Here is a 20,933-nt window from a genome sequence, read left to right as displayed (position 1 = left end):
GTAATTTTTGGCCCGGATCATTGACGTTCTTGAGAAAGGCGATTAGGGTCAGTATATATATTTGTTGTTTGGCGATCGCTTGGATATTTTATCACACAAGCGGTCGCGGTTCGGTATTGTCGATCGATTTGTAAAATATCGGTCAAATCTAAGGCGATCGCTCCTTAGTTAAAAAAGCTGTTTCTGAAGCTAACGCACCTAGTACCAGACTGCTGGATACTCTACCCACTTTGAAATTTCAAACCGAGTCCTATGCAACCAAAACATAACCTTAACCTATACTCATTCTTGGCGTATCTCCCCTGGCTGAAGAAAAGCTACACTGCCAAAATTATGGTGGTTGCATTTTTAGGCACGCACGTTCCTTTGCTAACCTTAATGGTCTGGTTTCTTACCTCAAACGCTTACTCTGTAGAGACATCAGTCGGGGTTCTGCTGGTTGCTCTGCTGGCGACATTAGCGGGTACGGCAGCAACCCTTTATACGCTGCGCTACCTCCTTCTTCCGGTAATCTTAACCTCGGAGGCTCTACAAAACTACCTCGATACAAGAACTTTGCCGAACTTACCCACAGAGTTTACTGATGAAGTCGGTACGCTGATGGCAAATTCCTCACAAACGCTTTACAAACTAGATGAATTGATTCATTACATTACCCACTACGATGAACTGACGGGATTGCCAAATCGTGACTTATTCTGCGATCGCCTGAATCAAACCCGATCTCAAAATCACTCACCCCTGGTCGCAGTGCTGGTATTGGGGATCGACGATTTCACGGGAATGCGCCATGCGTTGGAGCCGGGGATATGGGACTTACTAATTAGAGCCGTTTCCCAACGGGTGGTAAACTGCATGGATCGGTCAGATATCTTGGCGCGTTTGGGCGATGGTGAGTTTGCGATCGCTCGCAGCGAACTCCCCTCGCTGGAGAGTGTGGTCAAGCTATCCCAACTGCTGCTGAGTACGCTAGCAAAACCTTTCTCTGTAGAGGGTCAACCGATCCACCTCACCGCCAGTCTTGGCATTACATTGAACCATTTAGAAAATACCAATTCTGCAGAGCAACTTCTTCAGCAAGCTCACTTCGCACTTCATCAGGCAAACCAGCAAGGGCGGAGTCACTATCAGTTTTATTCACCCGAAATGAACGTTCAGTTACAGGAGCGACTGATCCTAGAAAATAGCCTGCGCGGAGCGCTGGAGCGTAACGAACTACTGGTTTACTATCAACCGCTGATCGACCTCGACAGCGGACAGGTGACAGCAACGGAGGCGCTGGTTCGCTGGCAGCATTCTACAGAGGGTTTGGTCTCTCCGGCAAAATTTATTCCGATCGTCGAAGCCAATGGCGAGATCGTGCCCATTGGTGAATGGATCTTGCGAACGGCTTGCGCTCAAACCCGTAGCTGGCAACTGGCCGGGCTGCCAGCGCTGCGGATTTCGGTGAATCTGTCGGCTCGACAATTTGAGCAGGCGAATCTGGTTGAGATGGTTCGCCAAATTTTGGCCCAGACCGAACTCGAAGCTGCGTATTTAGAACTGGAAGTGACTGAAACTGCCTTGATGACTGACATTGAGCGATCGGTCAAAATCTTAACGCAACTGCGAGAACTTGGCGTGTCCCTCGCCCTAGACGACTTTGGCACAGGTTATTCTTCCCTCAACTACCTGCAACGGTTTCCGGTTAATATGCTCAAGATCGATCGATCCTTTGTCAACGATATACTGTCTAACCCGGACAGCGCCACCATTACTGATGCCATCATTGCTCTGGCAAAAAGTCTGCGGTTAACGATCACCGCAGAAGGCATTGAAACCAAGGAGCAGCGTGACTACCTGCAAGCGCGAGGCTGCCATGAAGGTCAAGGGTTTTACTTCAGTCGCCCTGCTAACGCTGATACAATCACCAAACTGCTAAACGAGTCGTTTCAGTCTGATGCAGCATCTATCGCTCTTGCCACCCACTTATAAGCTGAACCAGTCAAGAACTCGCCGTCAACCCGAAGGGTATGACGGAAGCTTGCAAAAAGCTCTGACTTGACCGGAAAGTTGGCTTTTACTGGTAATGCGATCGTAAACTCAGTACCCATGCGTGCGGTTGAGTTGACGGCGATCGTACCGCCGTGTTTTTCCGTCCAGGACTTTATAACAATCAATCTCTCAAAACAGCCAACCCGATTATACTCTCAAAGTTAAATGTAAAGCGCTCTCGTTTTTAGATTCCTGACTTCTCCAAGAAGTCGGGAATCAGGGTATGCTGTTTTTTAGGGGTTGACAAAAACAGAAGATGTAAGCTGACTTTCACTTACACCTTGCACGATGCCCAAATAATTGTTCCCCGACTTAATCGCCGTAGAAGCGACGCTTGCCCCTCCATCCAAATGCAAACTCACAGCTTCAAAAGTCAAGTTTGCAAACCCGATACCGTCGGTCAAACCAATTTTATCCCCAGCCCCAAAATCGACAATTACATCCGCACTAATTAAAGTAGCCGCCGCAGACAAACCTCCTGCTAGGATAAACGTATCATTTCCAGCACCGCCGGTCAGAATATCTTGACCGCGATCGCCCGCCAACACATCGTGGCTGTTACCGCCAACCAAGACATCATCTTCTTTGCCGCCGCGAATAGTATTGTTACCGTCAGATCCGATTAGTCGATCGTTATCGTTATTGCCGCTGATAAAATCATTGCCAACACCGCCATCAATTGAATCGGATTCTTTACCGCCCGATAAGCTGTCATTGCCACCTGCACCATTAATTGTATCCGCACCCTGCATTCCATTAATGCTATCAGCACCTTCTCCCCCGGTGAAATTGTCTTTGCCGGAAAGGGCAAAAATTGGCAATCCCGCAGCATTTGTCGGTATTTGACTATCGGCACTATCTGATAGGAAATAATTGCCGTCGCTGGCTGTATTTTTTGGTGCTGTCGTCGGGCTGCCGTCCCCTCTAGCATTGGGTATTGGCGAAGTAATAGATATAGTGTTTGGTGTGGGAGTCGGTGTCGGTGTAGGTGCGGGATTGACACTACCGTCAAGAGAAGTCGCAAAAACTTGCGTCCAATAGTGATTCCAATTTTCTGTGCCAGTATCGTCGGCTAAGAAATAGTAACCGATGCCAATTTCTTTGAGATTGGGGTTAAGAATGTTAGCGCGGTGGCCGCTGCTGTTCATCCAAGATGATACAACTTGTTCGGGTGTAGAATAACCCGCAGCAATATTTTCTGCTGCCGTTGAGAATTGATAGCCTGTTGCAGAAATCCGACTTCCTAATGACGAACCATCTTTCCCGGTATGCGAAAAGAAGTCTTGCAGTGCCATATTCTGGCTGTGATTTTCCGCCGCATTTAGTAACTGAGTATTTAAGGTTAGCGGGGACAAACCTAATTTACTGCGTTCTAAGTTCGTAAGTTCTAAAACTCTATAAATAAAGTTTTGATTAATTGGATTTGGTGCGACTTGAGAGACAGATCGCTCTCCTGTTAAAATGTCCGAGGATTGAGAAGCGGAATTTTGTAGTTGTTCAAGCATGGGGATGATCGAGAGTTTTAAGACTTGGTTTTGCTGGTAGATGGCTTACCGTCTTAACGATAGTTTCCCCGATCGCTAGCTGGTGGGGTACAATTCAATACTTGTGTTAATCCCTGCCGCTACTGTATTTATTTTATTTTAATTATAGCTTTTGTCAAAGTGGGGATGTCAAGAGGCAGACTCTGCTTTGTATCGGGAAGAGTGCGATCGACTTTAAGGAGATTTTCAAAGGAATTTGCGATCGCCATTGGCATCAATACAATTTTAGATTTTAGATTTTAGATTTTTCCTGATTAGTAAGCTTTGCACCTTCCACCCAGCCCGCTGGCTGGCTAGAAACCCGGTTTCTACGAGTTTTGCAGACAAAAACGAGCAATATAGGAAGAAACCGGGTTTCTGAATTCTGTGTGCGATCGCGAACGAAGTTGTTACTAGAATCCGCACAAAAAATTCTAAATTAATTCAAAATTCACAACCGCGCAGAGTTCTTCCCGATCGCCAAAGCAATCTCAAGATTTCAAACTATTTTCTTGTCCGGCTTTAGCCTCCTGAGCAACTTGTTCAACCTCATCTTTGGCGAGAATTTCCAAAACCTCCTCTGCTTCTGTACCGCCCAACCGCCCAAGAGCTTGGGCTACTCTGTAACGGATCTGCCAATCTGCATTGGAAGCGTAGGGAAGCAGCAGCGGCAGCGCGCGTTTATCTCCCAATTCACCTAATGCGCTGATGGCAATGGTTTGGATCAATTCGTTTTCAGAAGTCAGGGCATTTTCTAACATCGGAAAGGCTTTCGGATCTCCCATTTCTCCCAAAGCCGCCACGATGCTCAGTTGCACCAGCCATTCAGAGGTACTGCTATAAACTTTCTGCAAATCTTCTAAAGCATCGGTTAATTTCAATGCGCCCAAAGCATCGGCTGCTGCTGCTTGCACGTCGGGTTCGGGGTCGTTGTTCAGGCTGTTTCGCAGTACCTCTAAAGCGTTCGGCAGATTCTGCGTACCGAGGGTTGATATCTGGCTGACTGCTGCGTAGCGAACCCGGACGTTTTTATCGCCGATCGCAATTTGAATCAGTTTATAGGCGATTGCGGGTTCTAGTTGCCGCAGTTGGTTGACTGCTCGCAGTCTTTCGCCAAAATCCTCGGAATTCAGCAATTGTTCGACAGACTCAGGGGTAATGCTCATCGGATTTTAGATTTTAGATTTTAGATTTTAGATTTGGTAATTGGTAATTGCCAAAAGCGAGGGAGATTGAAAGAGCGATTCCCTACGGGATAGCTTCGCTTCACGACTCATTTTCTGATACAGTCCTGGAACTGCAACAGTTAATTTAAGATTCGGCAGCCATCGATCGGATAATATCTCCCCTAGTGAGGATGCCGATTACTTTGCCGGCAGTATCAACCACCGGCAATCGGTGGATGCTGCGATCGTGCATCAGTTTGGCAGCTTCTTGGACAGATTGATCGGGCCCGATGGTAACAGGTTCTTTACTCATCGCTTCTCCTACTGTTTGTCCTAAAGCCTTGTGGAGTTCTCGCTCGTAACGAGATGGATTTTCCAAATAAATCACGCTGTCAAGCACCATGATATAAGCGGGGGGAGTTACGCCGGTTTCCCGCCACATCAAGTCGGTTTCGGAGATGACTCCTACCAACAAGTCATTCTCATCTACGACGGGAAGACCGCTAATGCGTCGATCGGCTAAAATTTTAATCGCTTCGTTCAAGGGCATTTCGGGTCGCGCCAAAATCGGCTCGCGGCTCATTACATCGGCTACTGTTTTTGGCATGATTAGCGGTTGATTGAGTTGTTGCTCTAAATCGATCATATAGGGAAAGCGTGACACAGACTGAAGAAAGGCAGCTCTGCTGAAAGGATTGGTTTGAAGGTAGTAAAGAAGGAAAAAGTTTGAATGCCAGAATTTTGCTGTTTTTTTCGATCGCACTATAAAATTCTGCCACTTGCCTCCCTCCAGCGGGCGATCGACCTGACAATATTGTTAAGATATATTAAAGAGCGGATAAATCCTTACCAATGCCAGAATCTCCAGCCCGAGAACCAGACTCCCAACCAGAAGCGCGCTGTGTATTGGTTTGCCAGTATGTATCTTGCCTGAAAAATGGTTCAGCAGCAGTGCTAGCTGCTTTTGAAGCTCAACAAGTTGCAGGGGTGAAAGTTGAGGCCTGTAGCTGTCAGGGACAGTGCACCACTGGCCCGACTGTACGAGTTACCCCGGACGAAATTTGGTATTGTCGAGTTAAACCGAGTGATGTACCGTTAATTGTGGAAGAGCACCTCACAGAGGGAAAACCTGTAGAAGCGCTGTTCAATCCGAGAATTCATGCGCGTTATTATTATTAATATTGACTTGATTCGGTGAAACTTCCAAGCTCTGGCGCATCTAATTTTAATAGTTATTGTTAAGGAACTGCCACTTTGAAAATCCAAGGAATTGCGCTTAGTTTGTTAGTGCTGGTGCTGGGGCGTCCGTCGGCGGTTGCGGCTCAAATGTCGGCGGTTGCTGGGGATATTTGTCCTGGGGAATTGGGGGCACAAGTAGATGCGATCGCCAACCGTCCCGAATTTAGCCGATCGCGCTGGGGCATTTTGATTCAACCTCTATCTTCTACTACTACTCTCTACAGCCGCGACGCCCAAAAATATTTTATTCCAGCATCAAATGCCAAGCTGCTAACTACAGCCGCTGCTTTGCAGAAACTCGGTGCAGATTTTCGGATTAAGACATCGGTTTACAGCGGCGAAAATGGCAGTTTGTACGTTGCCGGCAGGGGAGATCCGAGCATTGCTGAGGCTCAGTTGAAATCTTTGGCGCAGCAGTTGAAGCAGCGAGGAATCACCCAAGTAAACGAGTTAATTGGCGATGACAGCTATTTTCAAGGCAGTGCAGTCAATCCGAATTGGGAATGGGAAGACGCCCAAGCAGGTTACGGAGCGCCGATTAACAGTTTAATTTTCAATCAAAACGCGATCGACCTTCTTTTGTCCCCACAGGCGATCGGGCAACCTCTGAAAGTTACTTTTGCCGAACCAAAGCTGGCAAATCAGTGGCAACTTCAGAACAATTCAGTAACAGTCGCCCAAAGCGAATCTGAGTTTATTGATGTTGGCAGGGAGTTCGATCGACCTATAATTCGAGTGAGCGGACAGTTGAAAGTTGGTGGCGAACCTGAATCAGCTTATGTGGCAGTTGTCAACCCCGCTAATAATTTTTTGCAGCAGTTTCAGCAAGTTCTGGCGGCTGAGGGAATTCCTGTTAAACACACTTTAGTTGCATCAGCTTCTCGCAATTTAAATCAAGAATTAGCGACCGTTGAATCGCCGCCGCTGGCCCAATTGGTGAGAGAAACTAATCGGGAAAGCAACAATCTTTATGCAGAAGTTTTATTGAGATTGCTGGGAAAAGTTACAGACAAGATGCCCCTGCAGCAAGAGGATACAGGTGAAATGGGTTTGAAAGAGTTAAAACTGTCTTTAACTCAATTAGGAGTAAATCCAAACAGCTACATATTAGCCGACGGTTCGGGACTTTCCCGCCACAATTTAATTAGCCCAGAAGCCTTGGTGCAAACTTTGAGATTTATGGCCAATTCACCTGCCGCATCGATTTACCGCCAGTCACTGCCGATCGCTGGCGAGAACGGCACTTTGAAAAATCGCTTTAATAATACACCAAACCGCGTAGTTTTGCAAGCAAAAACAGGAACTTTGAGCGGAGTTTCGGCACTGTCGGGGTATATCGAAGTTCCAAATTACGAGCCGTTGGTATTTAGCATTATCGTCAATCAATCGGACCTATCGGCTGCAAAAATGCGATCGGCAACGGACGAAATTGTGCTATTATTGAATCGCCTGCGCCGCTGTTAAAACAGTACATTTAAGGTAAAAAACGTGCGTTCAGTAATTACGCCTAAAAAACCGGACACCCAACAACCCTACAAGTTTTAAGTTTCATTAGATTGCAGCCACGGGGATCGAAAAGCAGCTACAATAAAAGTAGAAAAATTAACAGCATTGGGCCGTTTTAGCCTGCTACCAGTCGGCGGGTTCTGTACTTCCCGAAAATAAGTCTAACTTTCCAACTATGAATTCTTTCGATTCCGAACAGCAACACATTTTTGTCGAAACCAATAACATCCGCCTGCACTGCGTTTCTCAAGGAGAAGGCGATCTCGTTCTCCTCCTGCATGGGTTTCCAGAGTTTTGGTACTCTTGGCGCCATCAAATTCCTGCTTTAGCGCGTCATTTTAAAGTTGTGGTGCCGGATTTGCGGGGCTACAACGATTCCGACAAGCCGGAAAGCGGTTATGATTTAGATACGCTGAGCGCGGATATTCGCGGTTTGATTGCGAGCCTCGGTTATACAAAAGCTCACGTTGTAGGTCATGATTGGGGAGGGGCGATTGCGTGGCACTTAGCTCAAAAATTCCCCGAACAACTCAACCGCTTGGCAATTTTAAACGCTCCGCACCCGCAGCGATTCGTGCAGGAAATGGCGAGCAATTTAGATCAAATCCGCCGCAGTTGGTACGTTTTGGCGTTTCAGGTTCCCGGCATTCCGGAATGGTTGATCCGGCAAAACTTGAAAGATTTTGTGCACAATGTTTTCCAAGGACAAGCTGTTCGCAAAGGATCTTTTAGTGCTGAGGAAACTAAGATTTATCAGACTGCTTTAGAAAAGCCGGGAGTATTAGCTGCCGCTATCAATTATTACCGCCAGATGTTTCACCCGCAGAGGCTTTGGAATTTGGCGGAGAAATTAGAACCTGTGACAGTACCTACTTTGGTGCTTTGGGGAGAAGAAGATGCGTTTTTGAGCCACAAACTTGTAGAAGGTTTAGACAGATTAATTACTGCTCCGTTTAAGTTGAAATTAGTTCCTCACTGCGGTCACTGGATTCAGCAGGAAGCGCCGCAAACGGTGAATCGAGAATTGCTGAGTTTTCTGAGAAATTCTTCTCGTTCTGTGGCTTTGGCATAGAAGGTTTTAAACATTGCAAATGAAAACCCGGTTTTACAGCTAAACCGGGTTTTCATCTGTCTAGGGATAGGTTTTTTTAGGGTGCGTCGTGCCTAGAGTTTCTGGATTACCAGAGAATTCCAGCTAGCTGACGCACGCTACTTATTTATCAGTCCCAGAGCAAATTTTCTTGGATCAGCAGTGCAATCATCGCAGTTCTGGAACAAACACCGAGTTTGATAAAAATCCGCCTCACGTAAGTAGCAACCGTCCAGTGACTGATATTTAAATTTTTGGCAATACATTTGTTGGGCAGCCCTTGGGCTACTAATTGTGCGATCGCTCTTTCCCGTGGACTCAGGCTAATTTCCGGTTTGTAACTTTTGCTTTGCATACTTTTGCAATGAGGTAACGAGTTAAAATCTAATCAATTAAGGGTAGAATTCCGAGTTTTTCTCGAACTTCCGATAAAGGAGTTTCCCAATCAGATGCAACGTCCCAATTAATTAACCGAGTGGCTAATTTTCCGTGTTTTAAGCCTTTGATAATTTGTCCGATCGCGCATTTGCCACCGATCAGTCCAACTAACACTAAAATCGCACAAGAAGGACGAAATACTTGAGCGCGAGTAAACGCTTGAAGTACAAGTTCATCTTCTGTTGAAGCTGAAAGACCAGTCAGAACGTGCCAAACGTCGTGGTTTCGCTGAATCCAGTCTCCCGATGCGATCGGCTCAAAGCCTTGTTCGTCTAGAAATCGCGCCACTTCGCACCCTAATGTTCCTGTTGGCAGTTGGCGCAATTTTGCCAAGTCTATTTCAAAGTGTCGATCGCTCTCAATTTGAGGATTAATTGTTTGAGCCATCTTTAATATAACTCCTAATTGACCGTCAGCCATAATTTATTATCCCTTCAACAATGATTTAAGTTTCGAGCAAATTAATTTGTGTTTGTCAAGTTCATTTTTGCGCTGAATCAAGACGACTTTTTTTACCGACTCAACTTAGAAAGCTTACTTTCTGTCACAGTAATTGGCTTTCAGGAGCTTTTACATTTCTTTACAAACAGGCTCAGAGGTGAAATCTGCCAGTTGCCCAAATCTGGCTAGTGTTACTTGCGGCAACTTGACCCACCCGGAAGTAGCCGTAAAATCCACAGTATCTAGAGGTGATTTGAACTCCTTTACTTACGTATATAAATTTATTCTGCTGCTAATTATTGGAACCTGCAATGAGTCAGAAGTTGAAGCTTGCAAGGCCAGTGATGCAGGTACAGACAAGTGAAGAGAACGGAAGGGATCTGAAGCAAGGTGAAGTTATGCAGAGTTGATGCCGGGGATAGTCCGCACGCAGGGTCAGACGAGTGCGCTGTCGCTCAGATTAGTGTCACTCATTTGAGCGACTGGTGAAGTATTTTTCTGCTAGCTATAATAAAGTATAAATTGTATAAATTCATAAAAAGTATTGCCATGAAACGACTGAATATTTGGTTCTATGCAGGAGTTATTTCCTTAATTTGGTGTGGTGCTGCTAGCGCTACCACTTATGTTAATCCTAACGGTAAAACGACTTTAAACTTGTCAGAAAAAGGAAACAATCGCAGCGGTTTTTACTTGACAAAAGTAGGCAATCGGGAATTTTTGGGCAATATTCTAATTACCCGTTCTGAAGGAGCAGCCGGCTCTTACTATTACAATGGGACTTTCAAAGACAGTGCGACCGGCCCTGGCAGAAAAATTGTTTGTTCTGGAGATATTGCCATTGTCAGGCGTCAAGTTGGAAGAAGCAACCAATTGGGAGCCGAAGTTACTTGGAAGGTGAAAGGAGGAGAAAATTGTCCTTCTATGGGCCAGACATTTAAAGTAAATTTAGTTGAAGCTTTACCGCGTCCTAATGCAAGTGGCGACTATACTTCTAGCAATGCTAATACTTGGTCGAGTCAAACAAATGGTTTTGTAACTTGGCCTGCTTGGCGAGTCACCTCGCGAGATGGACAACTCAACTGCCGCAAGACCGCAAACGGAGCAATTCAACAAGTTTACCGCGCGGATAGAGATACAGTTTCTGCTGAACTCAGGGGAGCAAATGCTATTACGATGGCGAACGGTCAACCCTGGTTGCTGACAAGACAAGGGTGTTATGTGCGCGCTAATTCTCAGTACATCGAGCCAGTTTCTTTGCCACAGTAAGTGACTAAAGCGATCAATAAACTACTGCTCATATCAAAGCCTGACTTCTTAATTAAATAAAGAAGTCAAGCTTCTGGGTGTTCTGTTTTTTTAACTTGTTCTACTTAAAACGTGATTTGCAATTTAGTGGCCCAGTAGCATAGCTTCTTCTGCCAAATCTTGGCTTTCAATAACCTTTGGTTCCTTTAGGATAAAAACACAAAGGAAGCACACAATTACAGCAGCAATTCCGAGTAGCTCAAAGAAGCTGCGGTTGCCTGCCACTGTTTGGGGCAGAAAGCTATAAATAGTCGCATAAATTACAGAGCCGACACTGCCGTAAGCACCGATATTTCCGGCAATTTGACCAGTTACTTCTCGTTTAATTAAGGACGCGATGCCAAAAGTTGCACCTGCTGCGGCGAAGACAAAGAAGGCACATAACATGGTCATGATAATTACAATTGCTAAATGCCAGTTGGCGCTAATTTGGCTCATAATTAAATACCCCAATCCCACTCCGCCCGTCATGACTGTCAGCGTCCACTTGCGGCTGCCGATTTTATCAGAAATTAAGCCTCCCGCTGGACGGCTGACCAAGTTCATCAGCGGATAGGTAGCAGCTATAGGCCCGGCGATCGCATGATTTAGATTGAAGGTGTGTTCAAAAAATTCTGGTAACATGGAAACCACAGCGAGCTCTGAACCAAAGCTGACTGCATAAGCTAGTTCTAATACGAATACTTGACTGATTTGATAGCGTTCTTGAGGTGGGTAATGTTTTTGACCGGTGACAACTTCTCGGTTAACTTCCCAGGCTTTGTAAGCCTGAATTAAATAGAGTGCTGTCAAACTAATCCAAATAGCGTACATCACATTTGCAGTCAGAAAATTTGCTTTCTGCAAGCGCCACACAATCAAAGCTAAGGCACCAAATAGAGGAATATTAGTCATCGACAGTGCCCAAAAGCTTTTGGCGCTGGTGACTTCCATTGCGCCGTTGCGGGCCGGGCGCTGATAGACTTTGCCGGGAGGAGTGTCTTGAACGTTGCAGTAAAAAATGACTCCGAAAACTGCTGTGGCAATTCCAGTAAGGGCGATCGCCAGCCGCCAATTTGTGTGTCCGACTGAGAGAAAAGCTGTTCCTGCCGCGATCGCGGGTAACGCTGCTTCTGCTGCAAAAGAGCCAAAGTTGCCCCAGCCGCCGTAGATACCTTGAGCGAAGCCGATATCTTTTGGGGGAAACCATTCGGCAACTAAGCGAATGCCAACTACGAATCCAGCGCCGACAATTCCCATTGCCAAACGGCTCAAAACTAATTGATTGAAGTTCTGGGCAAAGGCGAATGCCAAAGTCGGAAATGCTGCATACACCAGGAGTGAAGAGAAGGTGATGCGAGGTCCGAAGCGATCGAGCAACATCCCGATAATAATACGTGCAGGAATTGCGAAAGCTAGGTTACACAGACTGATGATTCTGGCTTGCCCAACTGTCAATCCCAAATCGTGCTGCACCGTTGTGCTGAAGGGTGCGTAGTTGAACCACACTACAAATGTTAAGAAAAAAGCAAACCAACTCAGGTTCAGAATCCGAAAAGGCCCTCTGAACGATAATAGCCCTTGAAGCATATATAACTTGTCCTAATAAATAATACAGATTATTAATTTCGAGTTGACTTTCTAACTGTTTGGGGTAACGGTTTATTTACGATCGCGCTTTAATGTTGCGTTCCAATTCAAGTGGATGTCCAGAGGAAAAATTGTATATAAAGTTACTGTTTGTGAGCAAAACCCCTATTGGCGCATGGAATTTATGCAGATATTGCATTTAAACACAATTTTAGTAATAAATACTTATTGTATTAAAATAAAAAAAACAGTATATTTGAATACAGAAATTAAATTTATTTTAATAACAGGTAAGTAAAAATGCTTGTACGCTTAACCGAAACAGAAACCCAGCAAGGATCTCGCCACTCAATCAGTGCTATGAACAACGGATTAAAGGTTAAATCAAGACTTTTTAGTTTCCTGACAGTATGTGTAGCAGTGGCTGGATGCTTGGGAACTGCTTCTGGGGCGATCGCCCAGGAAGCTCAACCGCAAGTAAAAGCACAGGCGATCGAGCAATCCAATCAGCAGCCAGTCAACAGCACGACAAGTCAACCTAATGCTGTGCCTCAAATCGATGCAGCAGCGCAAGAAGAAATTGCTCAGATGTTGCTGGGATTTATCTATTTTGTGTTGCCAGTGGGTGTAGGCTTAACTATTTTTCTGCACGACAAATATGCTCAGAAGCGCTCTGCTGCTCTCAACCAACAGATAGAAGTTTTAGAGATTTCCTTTCACCAAACTCCTCAACATTAAACAACGTGGTGAAATACTCTTATTTTAGAACCCCGGCTTCATCGAAGAAGTCGGGGTTATTTGTATTCTCTCAAATGCTTTACCCCTACATCTTAAAAAAACAGAATAAACAGAGCCCCGACTTCTTTAAAAAGTCGGGGTTCTAACAGCTATCGGATTTATTGACTAAAAGATTTAGATTTCTTCCAAATCATCTACATCTTCTACATTGTCTAGATCTTCTACATTGTCTAGATCTTCTGCATCCTCATCCTCATTGTCAACAGGGGCAACAGAATTAGCAGAAACCACAGCACCAGTCTCAAGTTTCTTTTTAACTAGCTGCTCAATTTCATTTTTGAAGTCGGCATTTTTCTCCATGTGTTGGATCACTTTGTCTCGTCCTTGAGCTATGTTCTCGCCGTTATAGCTATACCAAGAACCTTTTTTGATAATTACTCCCATTTCGTCGGCCAAGTCAGTCAGACAGCCTAAAGTAGAAATGCCTTTGCCAAATACAATGTCAAATTCGGCAATGCGGAAAGGCGGAGCAACTTTATTTTTAGCAACTTTAACTTTCGTGCGGTTGCCGTACTCTTCTGTGCCTTTTTTCAAGGTTTGAATCCGGCGGATGTCGAGCCGCACGCTGGCGTAGAATTTAAGGGCGTTACCGCCGGTTGTGGTTTCGGGGTTGCCGTAAGTTACGCCGATTTTCTGCCGCAATTGGTTGAGGAAGATGACGGTACAGCCGGATTTGCCGATATTGCCGGTGATTTTCCGCAAAGCTTGGCTCATCAAGCGCGCTTGCAAACCCATGTGAGAGTCGCCCATGTCGCCTTCGATTTCGGCGCGGGGGACGAGGGCGGCTACGGAGTCAATTACTACGATATCGACGGCGACGGAACGCACGAGTTGATCGACAATTTCTAGGCCCATTTCGCCGGTATCCGGCTGGGAAACTAATAGATTTTCAATATCGACGCCTAAAGCTGAGGCGTAGGTGGGATCGAGGGCGTGTTCGGCATCGACGAAGGCTGCGATACCGCCGGATTTTTGGACTTCGGCGATCGCGTGGAGGGCTAGAGTGGTTTTACCGGAACTTTCCGGGCCGTAAATTTCAATGACTCGGCCTTTTGGCAAACCGCCGCCCAAAGCAATGTCCAGTGTCAGGGCTCCGGTGGGAATGGTTTCTACCCTCATGCGAGTGGAGTCTCCCAATCGGACGATCGCTCCTTTGCCAAAGCTGCGCTCGATTTGGGAGAGTACGGAAGTTAAGGCTTTTTGCTTTTCTGAGTTTTCAGTGGAAGTTTTTATAGACGTTTCTTTTTTTGCCATTTGCGGTATGCGGGTAGACCCCTTGCGGAGCTTGTTGATTAACTGTACAACACGTATGTTAGCAGTTATTTTTGGGGTCTGGAGGTTCTGGAAGGATCTGGTTGAAGATTCTTGATTTTCGAGGTGGTTGAGCCTGAGCCAGCTTTCACAAGGCACTGATGTAGAGGTATTCGGCATCCGGCAGAGGGTAGAATGATCGTCTGTTGGGGTCTGTACGGGGTATCGATCGCTCTGGGAGTGCGGTTTACGATGGTCTACAGTTCCAAATTCCGTGAAGCGTAGCTATCCCGGAGGGAATCGCCACAATTAGGACAAGCATGGGATCTACAACACATCAAGACACATCTGTTAATACCAAAAATTCCCGCTGGCTGATGAACTTATTGGCGATCGGCATTTTACTTGGTATCGGATTTCGGTTTTTTGAGATCGATCGCAAACTGTACTGGCACGACGAAGCTTACACATCAATCCGCGCCGCTGGTTTCACACGCCAAGAAATCGACGACGAACTATTCCAAAACCGGATTGTTCCTGCACCAGAATTGCAAAAATATCAGAGGATTAAACCCGGAAGTACAGAAGCAGACACAATTCGTTCTTTAGCACTAGAAGACCCGCAGCATCCGCCTTTATACTTTCTCATGGCTCGTTGGTGGATGCAGCAATTTGGCAGTTCTCTAACAGCATCTCGCAGTTTGCCAGCACTATTGAGTTTGCTGTCGTTGCCTTTGATGTACGCTTTAGCTCAGGAACTTTTCGCCTCGAATTTGGCTGCGTTATTAGCAACAGCACTTTTGGCTTTATCTCCCTTTGACATATTGTTTGCTCAGACAGCAAGGCAGTACAGTTTGCTGACAGCGACAGTTATTGGCAGCAGTTGGCTGCTGCTGAGAGCAGTGCGGTTGCGGGGTTGGCAAGATTGGGTATTTTACTCGCTGGCGATCGCCTTTGGTTTCTACACTCACCCTTTCTTCAGTTTAACACTCATCGGACACGGAGTTTTTATAATTTCTTACTGGTTGTTTGTCAAAAGAACAAAATTGCCAGGTCACGTAACTAATTCCCAATTTTTCTTAGCAGTAACAGCAGCTTTAATATTGTATATCCCCTGGATTTACGTGCTGGCGACAAACCTGGAACGTGCCTCCTCTACGACAGATTGGACGCGAGTATCTCCGGGTTGGCTGTATCTTGTTAAATTGTGGACACTCAGCTTTACAGCCTTATTTTTTGACTTCGACTTCGGGTTTGATAATATCTTGACTTATCTGCTGAGATTGCCATTTTTGCTGTTAATTGCGGCAGCCCTTTACAAAATCTGTCGCCAGGCTAGCAGTTCAACTTGGCTGTTTATTTTAACATCAATTTTTATACCTTTTTTGATACTGGCATTACCGGATCTAATCATAGGTGGCAAACGTTCCGCCGTCAGCCGCTATCTGATTTCCTGCTTTCCCGGAGTGCAGCTAGCAGTTGCTTACTTGCTCGCCAGTTACCTGAAAACTCAGCAGCGGTTTTGGCAAGTCATTTTAGCCTTGGTATTTACAGCAAGTGTAGCCTCTTGTACGGTCAGCGCTTTTTCTGATACTTGGTGGAGCAAAGACTTGAGCTATTTTAATGCTGAAGTTGCGAAAATTATTAACAAAGAGGCGATAGCTAATCGGTCGATTAAAGATACAATTGTAATTAGCGATCGCGGCAACGATTTTACGAACATGGGAGATTTGCTTTCTCTGAGTTATTTGCTTGACAAAGACGTGAGGCTGATGCTGCTGAGCCAGTCGCCAGATATGGAGATGCTGAACAAATATTCAGCTCCCTTTGTGTTCCGCCCTTCGGAAAAATTGCGATCGGCACTCAAGCAAAATCAACGCCGCTTAGAGCCAATTTTGCAGTATGCCAGACTTTTTCGAGCGCGGCGAGCTTCTTAGAACAGATTGACAGAAATCGAATATCGTCCCCGGTAGGGTGCGTCAGTCGATTTTAGATTTTAGATTTTAGATTTTAGATTTATTCCACAGATGAATCTGGGAGATTAAACTTTGGTCTAAAATTTTTAGATATTCACGACAGGAGTAGATGGTCCGGTATAGGTTTTTGGGCGGGGTCAGAAAAAACTGTTTGAGTTGCCTCAAATATTTCGACTGACGCACCTTAAATCACTATTTGGGCATTTTTGTCAATATTCCCGGTAAGGTGCGTTAGAAAAAAAACTGTGTGAGTTATCTCAACTATTGGGGCTGACACACCCGACATCATCAGCAATAATTATTTGAATACTTAGGATAAAACGCAATGCAAGAGTTAAATAATTCACCTTCCGAATCGGCGCAGAAGTTTCGCAATCTTCAGACAGAATTACGCGAACGTTGGCGAGCGATAGAAGAATTCGACAGCGGAGATTGTGACATTATTATCATTCCTTCTGTCAGCTTAGATCAGCAAGAAATGCGAAAAATTGAGGGTGCTTACCACTACGAAGAGCGACATTTATTTTCATTGATTCGCCTGCGAAATCCCCGCACGCGCTTAATTTACATTACCTCGGAGCCCTTGCACCCGATGATTGTGGATTATTACCTGCAATTGCTGCCGGGAATTCCATTTTCTCACGCGCGCGATCGGCTTTTGCTGTTCAGTGCTTACGATGCTTCTGCCAAATCCCTCACCCAGAAAATTTTAGAGCGCCCCCGCTTGATGGAGCGCATTCGTCAAGCAGTACGGCCGACAAAATCTTATATGGTTTGTTATAACTCGACGCCCTTAGAACGCGAGTTATCTGTGAAATTGGGGATTCCTTTGTGGGCCAGCGATCCCGATCTGTTATATTGGGGAACAAAAAGCGGCAGCAGGCAAATTTTCCAAGAATGTGGCGTGCCTTATCCTGACGGTTCCGAGTTGGTTTGGAATGCGGAAGATTTAGCAGAAGCTGCCGCTCAATTGTGGGAACGGCAGCCGGATTTGCAGCGGATGGTAATTAAGTTAAATGAAGGTTTTTCGGGAGAAGGAAATGCACTTCTAGATTTGCGTTCCCTGACAAGTAAAGCGCCTCAAGAAAGAGCGAAGGCAATTGGGAATTGCTTCCATAATTTGCGCTTTCAATCCACAGGCGAAACCTGGGAAAATTTTAGCAGCCGCATTCCAGAATTAGGGGCAATTGCCGAAGCATTTATCGAAGGAGAACAAAAGTTCTCGCCCAGTGTTCAAGGCAGAATTATTCCCAGTGGCGAAGTAGAAATCCTCTCCACTCACGACCAGATTTTAGGAGGCCCAGACGGCCAAATTTTCTTGGGTTGCCGATTTCCGGCGGACGAATCTTACCGACTGGCGTTGCAAGAATTGGGATGGAAAGTCGGGCAAAACTTAGCTAAAAAAGGGGCTTTAGAGAGATTTGGAGTGGATTTTCTCGCTGTAAAGCAATCCGATGGGAAATGGGATCTTCAAGCAATAGAAATTAACTTACGAAAAGGAGGCACAACTCATCCTTTTATGGCTTTGAAGCTGTTAACAAACGGTCGGTACGATCGTACTACCGGATTATTTTACAGCCAGCAGGGCCGTCCGAAATATTATGTCGCTTCAGACAATTTGAAAAAAGAGCGCTATCGGGGATTATTACCCAACGATTTGATGGATATTATTGCTGACAATCAACTGCACTTTGACAGCGGTACAGAGACGGGCAGTGTGTTTCATTTAATGGGTTGTTTGTCGGAGTTTGGCAAATTGGGATTGACGAGTATCGGCAATTCGCAGCAAGAGGCAGAGGAGATGTATAACAAAGTGGTGAAAGTTCTCGATCGCGAAACATCGTACTAAATCTGCTGGAATGGCAGCACGATCGGAAGTTAAGCAAGTTTTAAATTTTGACCTTCATTAATCTGTAGTAGTAAGGTGCGCCTAGCGCACCCTACTGAGGGTTGTAGCTAATTTTTAGCGGGATAAAGGGGCGTGGGGTCGATCGAACCTGTACGGTTGAGTGGCCAAAAACGCACAATTGCCCTACCGATGATATTTTGCTTGGGTACAAAGCCCCAATAATGACTGTCACAGCTTGCGTTGCGGTTGTCGCCGAGCACCAAGTAAGAATTTGGAGCTACAACTACAGGCCCGTAGGGATACTGCGGAATTTCTTCAATATATTTTTCCTGTAGCGGCTGCTTGTTAATAAAAACTTTTCCCTCTCTGACTTCCACAGTGTCCCCTGGAAGTCCGATCACTCGCTTGATATAGGCATCTTTGATCGGTGGCGGCTGTCCCGTGCACAAACTAGCCGGGTCGGGAGGCATAAATACGATAATATCTCCTCGGTGGGGGTCTTGGAATCGATAGCTGACCTTATCTATAATTAATCGATCGTTAATTTGTAAGGTTGGGAGCATCGAGCCGGTGGGAATGTAGCGTGCTTCGGCAACCAGGGTGCGGATACCAAAGGCTAAAAATGCTGCTAAGCCGATCGTCTTAATTCCTTCGATCCAAGGATTTTCGGTGTCTTGCGGAGGTTTTTCGTCGGCTGACTTGTCTAGACGAGTCATAGGGTATTGTAGTGACTGAGCTGGATACGAATTATAAACTTAATAATGCTTCCATGCTAGCACGCTGTTTACTCAATTAATGGTATCTTATGACTCCCAAATCAAGTTTGTTAATCCGTCGCGCTCGCATTCTTTTGCCCAATGGTGAGTTTTTGGTAGGAGATGTGCAAATCTGCGATCGCAAAATTGTCAAGGTTGCTGCAGAAATTGTCGAATCTGGCGATCGAGAAATAGATGCCAAAGGCTTAACTCTGTTACCCGGAGTAATCGATCCCCAGGTACACTTCCGGGAACCTGGTTTAGAACACAAGGAAGACTTATTTACCGCTAGCTGCGCTTGCGCTAAAGGCGGCGTAACATCGTTTCTGGAAATGCCGAATACCCGACCTCTGACCACAACCCAAGCTGCCTTAGATGATAAACTAAGTCGCGCTGCCGAGAAGTGTTTGGTGAATTACGGCTTTTTTATTGGTGCAACGCCTGAGAATTTGCCGGATTTGTTGACTGCAAATCCGACTCCGGGAATTAAGGTGTTTATGGGTTCGATGCACGGGCAGCTTTTGGTGGATGGAGAAGCAACTTTAGAGGCGATTTTTGCTGCAGGCGATCGACTAATTGCCGTGCACGCAGAAGACCAAGCTAGAATCAACCAGAGGCGTCAGGAATTTGCCGGGATTTCCGATGTTGCCGTGCACTCGCAAATTCAAGACAACCAAGCAGCTTTATTGGCAACTCAGCTAGCATTAAAACTTTCTAATAAATATCAGCGGCGTCTGCACATTCTGCACCTTTCAACGGGGGATGAAGCTGAGTTGTTGCGCCAGGAAAAACCGACTTGGGTGACAGCAGAAGTTACGCCACAGCATTTGTTGTTAAATACCAGCGCCTATCAAAAAATTGGCAGTTTAGCTCAGATGAATCCGCCTTTGCGCGAACCCCGCGATAACGAAATACTTTGGCAAGCTTTACTCGACGGCGTAATTGATTTTATCGCCACCGACCACGCGCCGCATACATTAGCAGAAAAAGCTCAAGATTATCCGAATACGCCGTCTGGAATGCCGGGAGTCGAAACTTCTTTGCCTTTGATGCTGACGCAAGCAGTAGAGGGAAGATGTACAGTGGCACAAGTTGCTAATTGGATGTCGGCGGCAGTTGCTAAGGCTTATAAGATTCCCAACAAAGGGGCGATTTCTCCTGGTTTTGATGCCGATTTGGTATTAGTAGATTTGGAGAAGTATCGACCTGTGGTGCGAGAAGAAATGGTGACCAAGTGCGGCTGGAGTCCTTTTGAAGGTTGGAGTTTGACTGGGTGGCCAGTTGTGACTGTTGTTGGAGGAAAAGTTGTTTTTGAGAAGGGTAAATTGGATACAAATGTGAGGGGAGAAGCCTTGACATTTGACGCTGAGTAAGCTTGAATTTAACTCAAGTGTTAGAATTGGGTATTCCTGCATCGCAAAGGCAATATTACCCATGCTCCTCGAAGAACTAAAAACACAACTCCTGGCCTTAACTCCGAGTGAGAAAGCTGAAGCCATCCGGCTTTTAACCGAAAGTTTAAACAATAGCTGGCCAGGAATTACCAAAACTCCCGACGTGTGTGGCGGCGATGCTTGCATTGCCAAAACTCGACTTCCAGTTTGGCTGTTCGTGAGTTTGCGCTGTCAAGGTTCAAGTGATGCTGAACTTCTACAATTTTATCCCCAGTTGAATGCTGCAAACTTAGTAAATGTCTGGACTTATGCTGAGGCTAACTCCGAAGAAATTGAAACAGCACTCCGAGAAGAAGCAGCAGCAATGATGCAGGAAGTATAATTTATGGCACGTCTCTATGCAGATGAACAGTTCCCGTTTCCTGTTGGGGCTTTGCTGCGAAATTTCGGTCACGATGCCCTGACTATTCAAGAGGCAGGAAATGCCGGAGATGATGACCCCGAAGTATTAGCCTTTGCCATTTGTGACAAGTTAAGAAAAAGTGCAAATTGTCAAGGGGGGTAGACAAAAGAAGGTATAATAGGCTAAAACATAT

At 45.7% G+C, this 20,933-nt stretch carries 20 protein-coding genes; 11 read left to right on the top strand and 9 right to left on the bottom strand.

Going from position 1 to position 20,933, the window contains the following annotated elements:
- The first annotated feature begins 333 nt into the window (after positions 1-333).
- On the top strand, positions 334-1,974 hold the full coding sequence (locus QUA53_RS20560; protein ID WP_333249047.1) for a bifunctional diguanylate cyclase/phosphodiesterase: 1,641 nt from the start codon (positions 334-336) through the stop codon (positions 1,972-1,974).
- Here QUA53_RS20560 and QUA53_RS20555 read toward each other — a convergent pair.
- The 4 genes from QUA53_RS20555 to QUA53_RS20540 all read right to left on the bottom strand — a co-directional run bounded on the left by QUA53_RS20555 (position 1,932) and on the right by QUA53_RS20540 (position 5,369).
- Positions 1,932-2,159: a hypothetical protein gene (locus tag QUA53_RS20555; RefSeq protein ID WP_333099524.1), complete on the bottom strand. Its 228-nt coding sequence runs from the start codon at positions 2,157-2,159 to the stop codon at positions 1,932-1,934. The genes QUA53_RS20560 and QUA53_RS20555 overlap by 43 nt on opposite strands.
- A 108-nt stretch (positions 2,160-2,267) precedes the next feature.
- Positions 2,268-3,539 (bottom strand): CAP domain-containing protein, encoded by a 1,272-nt coding sequence (locus QUA53_RS20550; RefSeq protein ID WP_333099525.1) that lies wholly within the window; start codon positions 3,537-3,539, stop codon positions 2,268-2,270.
- 509 nt (positions 3,540-4,048) lie between these two features.
- The gene (gene nblB / locus QUA53_RS20545) at positions 4,049-4,723 is read right to left on the bottom strand and encodes a phycobilisome degradation protein NblB (protein WP_333099526.1); all 675 of its coding nucleotides are present in this window, start codon (positions 4,721-4,723) and stop codon (positions 4,049-4,051) included.
- A gap of 145 nt (positions 4,724-4,868) precedes the next feature.
- Positions 4,869-5,369, bottom strand: a complete 501-nt coding sequence (locus QUA53_RS20540; protein WP_333099528.1) for a CBS domain-containing protein — start codon at positions 5,367-5,369, stop codon at positions 4,869-4,871.
- Between the two features lie 206 nt (positions 5,370-5,575).
- Between QUA53_RS20540 and QUA53_RS20535 the strand changes: the two genes are divergently transcribed.
- The 3 genes from QUA53_RS20535 to QUA53_RS20525 all read left to right on the top strand — a co-directional run bounded on the left by QUA53_RS20535 (position 5,576) and on the right by QUA53_RS20525 (position 8,540).
- Positions 5,576-5,902 (top strand): (2Fe-2S) ferredoxin domain-containing protein, encoded by a 327-nt coding sequence (locus QUA53_RS20535; RefSeq protein ID WP_333099530.1) that lies wholly within the window; start codon positions 5,576-5,578, stop codon positions 5,900-5,902.
- Positions 5,903-5,983: 81 nt separating this feature from the next.
- A complete protein-coding gene (gene dacB / locus QUA53_RS20530; RefSeq protein ID WP_445304974.1) occupies positions 5,984-7,426 on the top strand; it encodes a D-alanyl-D-alanine carboxypeptidase/D-alanyl-D-alanine endopeptidase in 1,443 nt (480 codons plus the stop codon).
- 217 nt (positions 7,427-7,643) lie between these two features.
- Entirely contained in the window at positions 7,644-8,540 is an 897-nt protein-coding gene (locus QUA53_RS20525) for an alpha/beta hydrolase (protein ID WP_333099533.1), read from the top strand.
- Positions 8,541-8,688: 148 nt separating this feature from the next.
- Here QUA53_RS20525 and QUA53_RS20520 read toward each other — a convergent pair whose 3' ends face one another.
- Together QUA53_RS20520 and QUA53_RS20515 are read right to left on the bottom strand one after the other, a co-directional pair.
- On the bottom strand, positions 8,689-8,913 hold the full coding sequence (locus QUA53_RS20520; protein ID WP_333036912.1) for a helix-turn-helix transcriptional regulator: 225 nt from the start codon (positions 8,911-8,913) through the stop codon (positions 8,689-8,691).
- Positions 8,914-8,942: 29 nt separating this feature from the next.
- Positions 8,943-9,416, bottom strand: a complete 474-nt coding sequence (locus QUA53_RS20515; RefSeq protein ID WP_333099535.1) for a Coq4 family protein — start codon at positions 9,414-9,416, stop codon at positions 8,943-8,945.
- Positions 9,417-9,986: 570 nt separating this feature from the next.
- Between QUA53_RS20515 and QUA53_RS20510 the strand changes: the two genes are divergently transcribed.
- Entirely contained in the window at positions 9,987-10,706 is a 720-nt protein-coding gene (locus tag QUA53_RS20510) for a hypothetical protein (RefSeq protein WP_333099537.1), read from the top strand.
- Positions 10,707-10,829: 123 nt separating this feature from the next.
- Here QUA53_RS20510 and QUA53_RS20505 read toward each other — a convergent pair whose 3' ends face one another.
- Positions 10,830-12,314: a NarK family nitrate/nitrite MFS transporter gene (locus QUA53_RS20505; RefSeq protein ID WP_333099539.1), complete on the bottom strand. Its 1,485-nt coding sequence runs from the start codon at positions 12,312-12,314 to the stop codon at positions 10,830-10,832.
- Between the two features lie 300 nt (positions 12,315-12,614).
- On the opposite strand from QUA53_RS20505, the gene QUA53_RS20500 reads away from it, so the two are divergent.
- Positions 12,615-13,052, top strand: a complete 438-nt coding sequence (locus QUA53_RS20500) for a hypothetical protein (RefSeq protein WP_333099541.1) — start codon at positions 12,615-12,617, stop codon at positions 13,050-13,052.
- Between the two features lie 174 nt (positions 13,053-13,226).
- Here QUA53_RS20500 and recA read toward each other — a convergent pair whose 3' ends face one another.
- Positions 13,227-14,366 (bottom strand): recombinase RecA, encoded by a 1,140-nt coding sequence (gene recA, locus QUA53_RS20495; RefSeq protein ID WP_333099543.1) that lies wholly within the window; start codon positions 14,364-14,366, stop codon positions 13,227-13,229.
- 317 nt (positions 14,367-14,683) lie between these two features.
- Here recA and QUA53_RS20490 point away from each other — a divergent pair, with 317 nt between their 5' ends.
- Both QUA53_RS20490 and QUA53_RS20485 read left to right on the top strand, forming a co-directional pair.
- A complete protein-coding gene (locus QUA53_RS20490) occupies positions 14,684-16,300 on the top strand; it encodes a glycosyltransferase family 39 protein (RefSeq protein ID WP_333099545.1) in 1,617 nt (538 codons plus the stop codon).
- Positions 16,301-16,664: 364 nt separating this feature from the next.
- The gene (locus QUA53_RS20485) at positions 16,665-18,188 is read left to right on the top strand and encodes a peptide ligase PGM1-related protein (protein ID WP_333099547.1); all 1,524 of its coding nucleotides are present in this window, start codon (positions 16,665-16,667) and stop codon (positions 18,186-18,188) included.
- A gap of 107 nt (positions 18,189-18,295) precedes the next feature.
- Here QUA53_RS20485 and lepB read toward each other — a convergent pair whose 3' ends face one another.
- A complete protein-coding gene (gene lepB, locus QUA53_RS20480) occupies positions 18,296-18,904 on the bottom strand; it encodes a signal peptidase I (RefSeq protein ID WP_015174642.1) in 609 nt (202 codons plus the stop codon).
- A gap of 89 nt (positions 18,905-18,993) precedes the next feature.
- On the opposite strand from lepB, the gene QUA53_RS20475 reads away from it, so the two are divergent.
- The 3 genes from QUA53_RS20475 (at position 18,994) to QUA53_RS20465 (ending at position 20,902) form a co-directional block, all read left to right on the top strand.
- The gene (locus tag QUA53_RS20475) at positions 18,994-20,316 is read left to right on the top strand and encodes a dihydroorotase (RefSeq protein ID WP_333099549.1); all 1,323 of its coding nucleotides are present in this window, start codon (positions 18,994-18,996) and stop codon (positions 20,314-20,316) included.
- Positions 20,317-20,377: 61 nt separating this feature from the next.
- Positions 20,378-20,719, top strand: coding sequence for a DUF433 domain-containing protein (locus QUA53_RS20470; protein ID WP_333099550.1), 342 nt, complete (start codon positions 20,378-20,380; stop codon positions 20,717-20,719).
- Positions 20,720-20,722: 3 nt separating this feature from the next.
- On the top strand, positions 20,723-20,902 hold the full coding sequence (locus QUA53_RS20465) for a DUF5615 family PIN-like protein (RefSeq protein ID WP_445304973.1): 180 nt from the start codon (positions 20,723-20,725) through the stop codon (positions 20,900-20,902).
- The last annotated feature ends 31 nt before the right edge of the window (positions 20,903-20,933 follow it).

This window comes from Microcoleus sp. Pol12B3 (assembly GCF_036701355.1).
GTDB lineage: Bacteria > Cyanobacteriota > Cyanobacteriia > Cyanobacteriales > Microcoleaceae > Microcoleus.
This window is presented reverse-complemented; position numbering and strand designations above follow the sequence as displayed.

What these genes read in the sequence shown, in the direction of transcription:
- QUA53_RS20485 (WP_333099547.1), top strand. Translation starts at nt 16,665, where the DNA reads ATGCAAGAGTTAAATAATTCACCTTCCGAATCGGCGCAGAAGTTTCGC.
- lepB (WP_015174642.1), bottom strand. Translation starts at nt 18,904, where the DNA reads ATGACTCGTCTAGACAAGTCAGCCGACGAAAAACCTCCGCAAGACACC.
- QUA53_RS20510 (WP_333099537.1), top strand. Translation starts at nt 9,987, where the DNA reads ATGAAACGACTGAATATTTGGTTCTATGCAGGAGTTATTTCCTTAATT.
- recA (WP_333099543.1), bottom strand. Translation starts at nt 14,366, where the DNA reads ATGGCAAAAAAAGAAACGTCTATAAAAACTTCCACTGAAAACTCAGAA.
- QUA53_RS20520 (WP_333036912.1), bottom strand. Translation starts at nt 8,913, where the DNA reads ATGCAAAGCAAAAGTTACAAACCGGAAATTAGCCTGAGTCCACGGGAA.
- nblB (WP_333099526.1), bottom strand. Translation starts at nt 4,723, where the DNA reads ATGAGCATTACCCCTGAGTCTGTCGAACAATTGCTGAATTCCGAGGAT.
- QUA53_RS20465 (WP_445304973.1), top strand. Translation starts at nt 20,723, where the DNA reads ATGGCACGTCTCTATGCAGATGAACAGTTCCCGTTTCCTGTTGGGGCT.
- QUA53_RS20505 (WP_333099539.1), bottom strand. Translation starts at nt 12,314, where the DNA reads ATGCTTCAAGGGCTATTATCGTTCAGAGGGCCTTTTCGGATTCTGAAC.
- QUA53_RS20540 (WP_333099528.1), bottom strand. Translation starts at nt 5,369, where the DNA reads ATGATCGATTTAGAGCAACAACTCAATCAACCGCTAATCATGCCAAAA.
- QUA53_RS20515 (WP_333099535.1), bottom strand. Translation starts at nt 9,416, where the DNA reads ATGGCTGACGGTCAATTAGGAGTTATATTAAAGATGGCTCAAACAATT.
- QUA53_RS20490 (WP_333099545.1), top strand. Translation starts at nt 14,684, where the DNA reads ATGGGATCTACAACACATCAAGACACATCTGTTAATACCAAAAATTCC.
- QUA53_RS20550 (WP_333099525.1), bottom strand. Translation starts at nt 3,539, where the DNA reads ATGCTTGAACAACTACAAAATTCCGCTTCTCAATCCTCGGACATTTTA.
- QUA53_RS20475 (WP_333099549.1), top strand. Translation starts at nt 18,994, where the DNA reads ATGACTCCCAAATCAAGTTTGTTAATCCGTCGCGCTCGCATTCTTTTG.
- QUA53_RS20500 (WP_333099541.1), top strand. Translation starts at nt 12,615, where the DNA reads ATGCTTGTACGCTTAACCGAAACAGAAACCCAGCAAGGATCTCGCCAC.
- QUA53_RS20560 (WP_333249047.1), top strand. Translation starts at nt 334, where the DNA reads ATGGTGGTTGCATTTTTAGGCACGCACGTTCCTTTGCTAACCTTAATG.
- QUA53_RS20525 (WP_333099533.1), top strand. Translation starts at nt 7,644, where the DNA reads ATGAATTCTTTCGATTCCGAACAGCAACACATTTTTGTCGAAACCAAT.
- QUA53_RS20535 (WP_333099530.1), top strand. Translation starts at nt 5,576, where the DNA reads ATGCCAGAATCTCCAGCCCGAGAACCAGACTCCCAACCAGAAGCGCGC.
- QUA53_RS20470 (WP_333099550.1), top strand. Translation starts at nt 20,378, where the DNA reads ATGCTCCTCGAAGAACTAAAAACACAACTCCTGGCCTTAACTCCGAGT.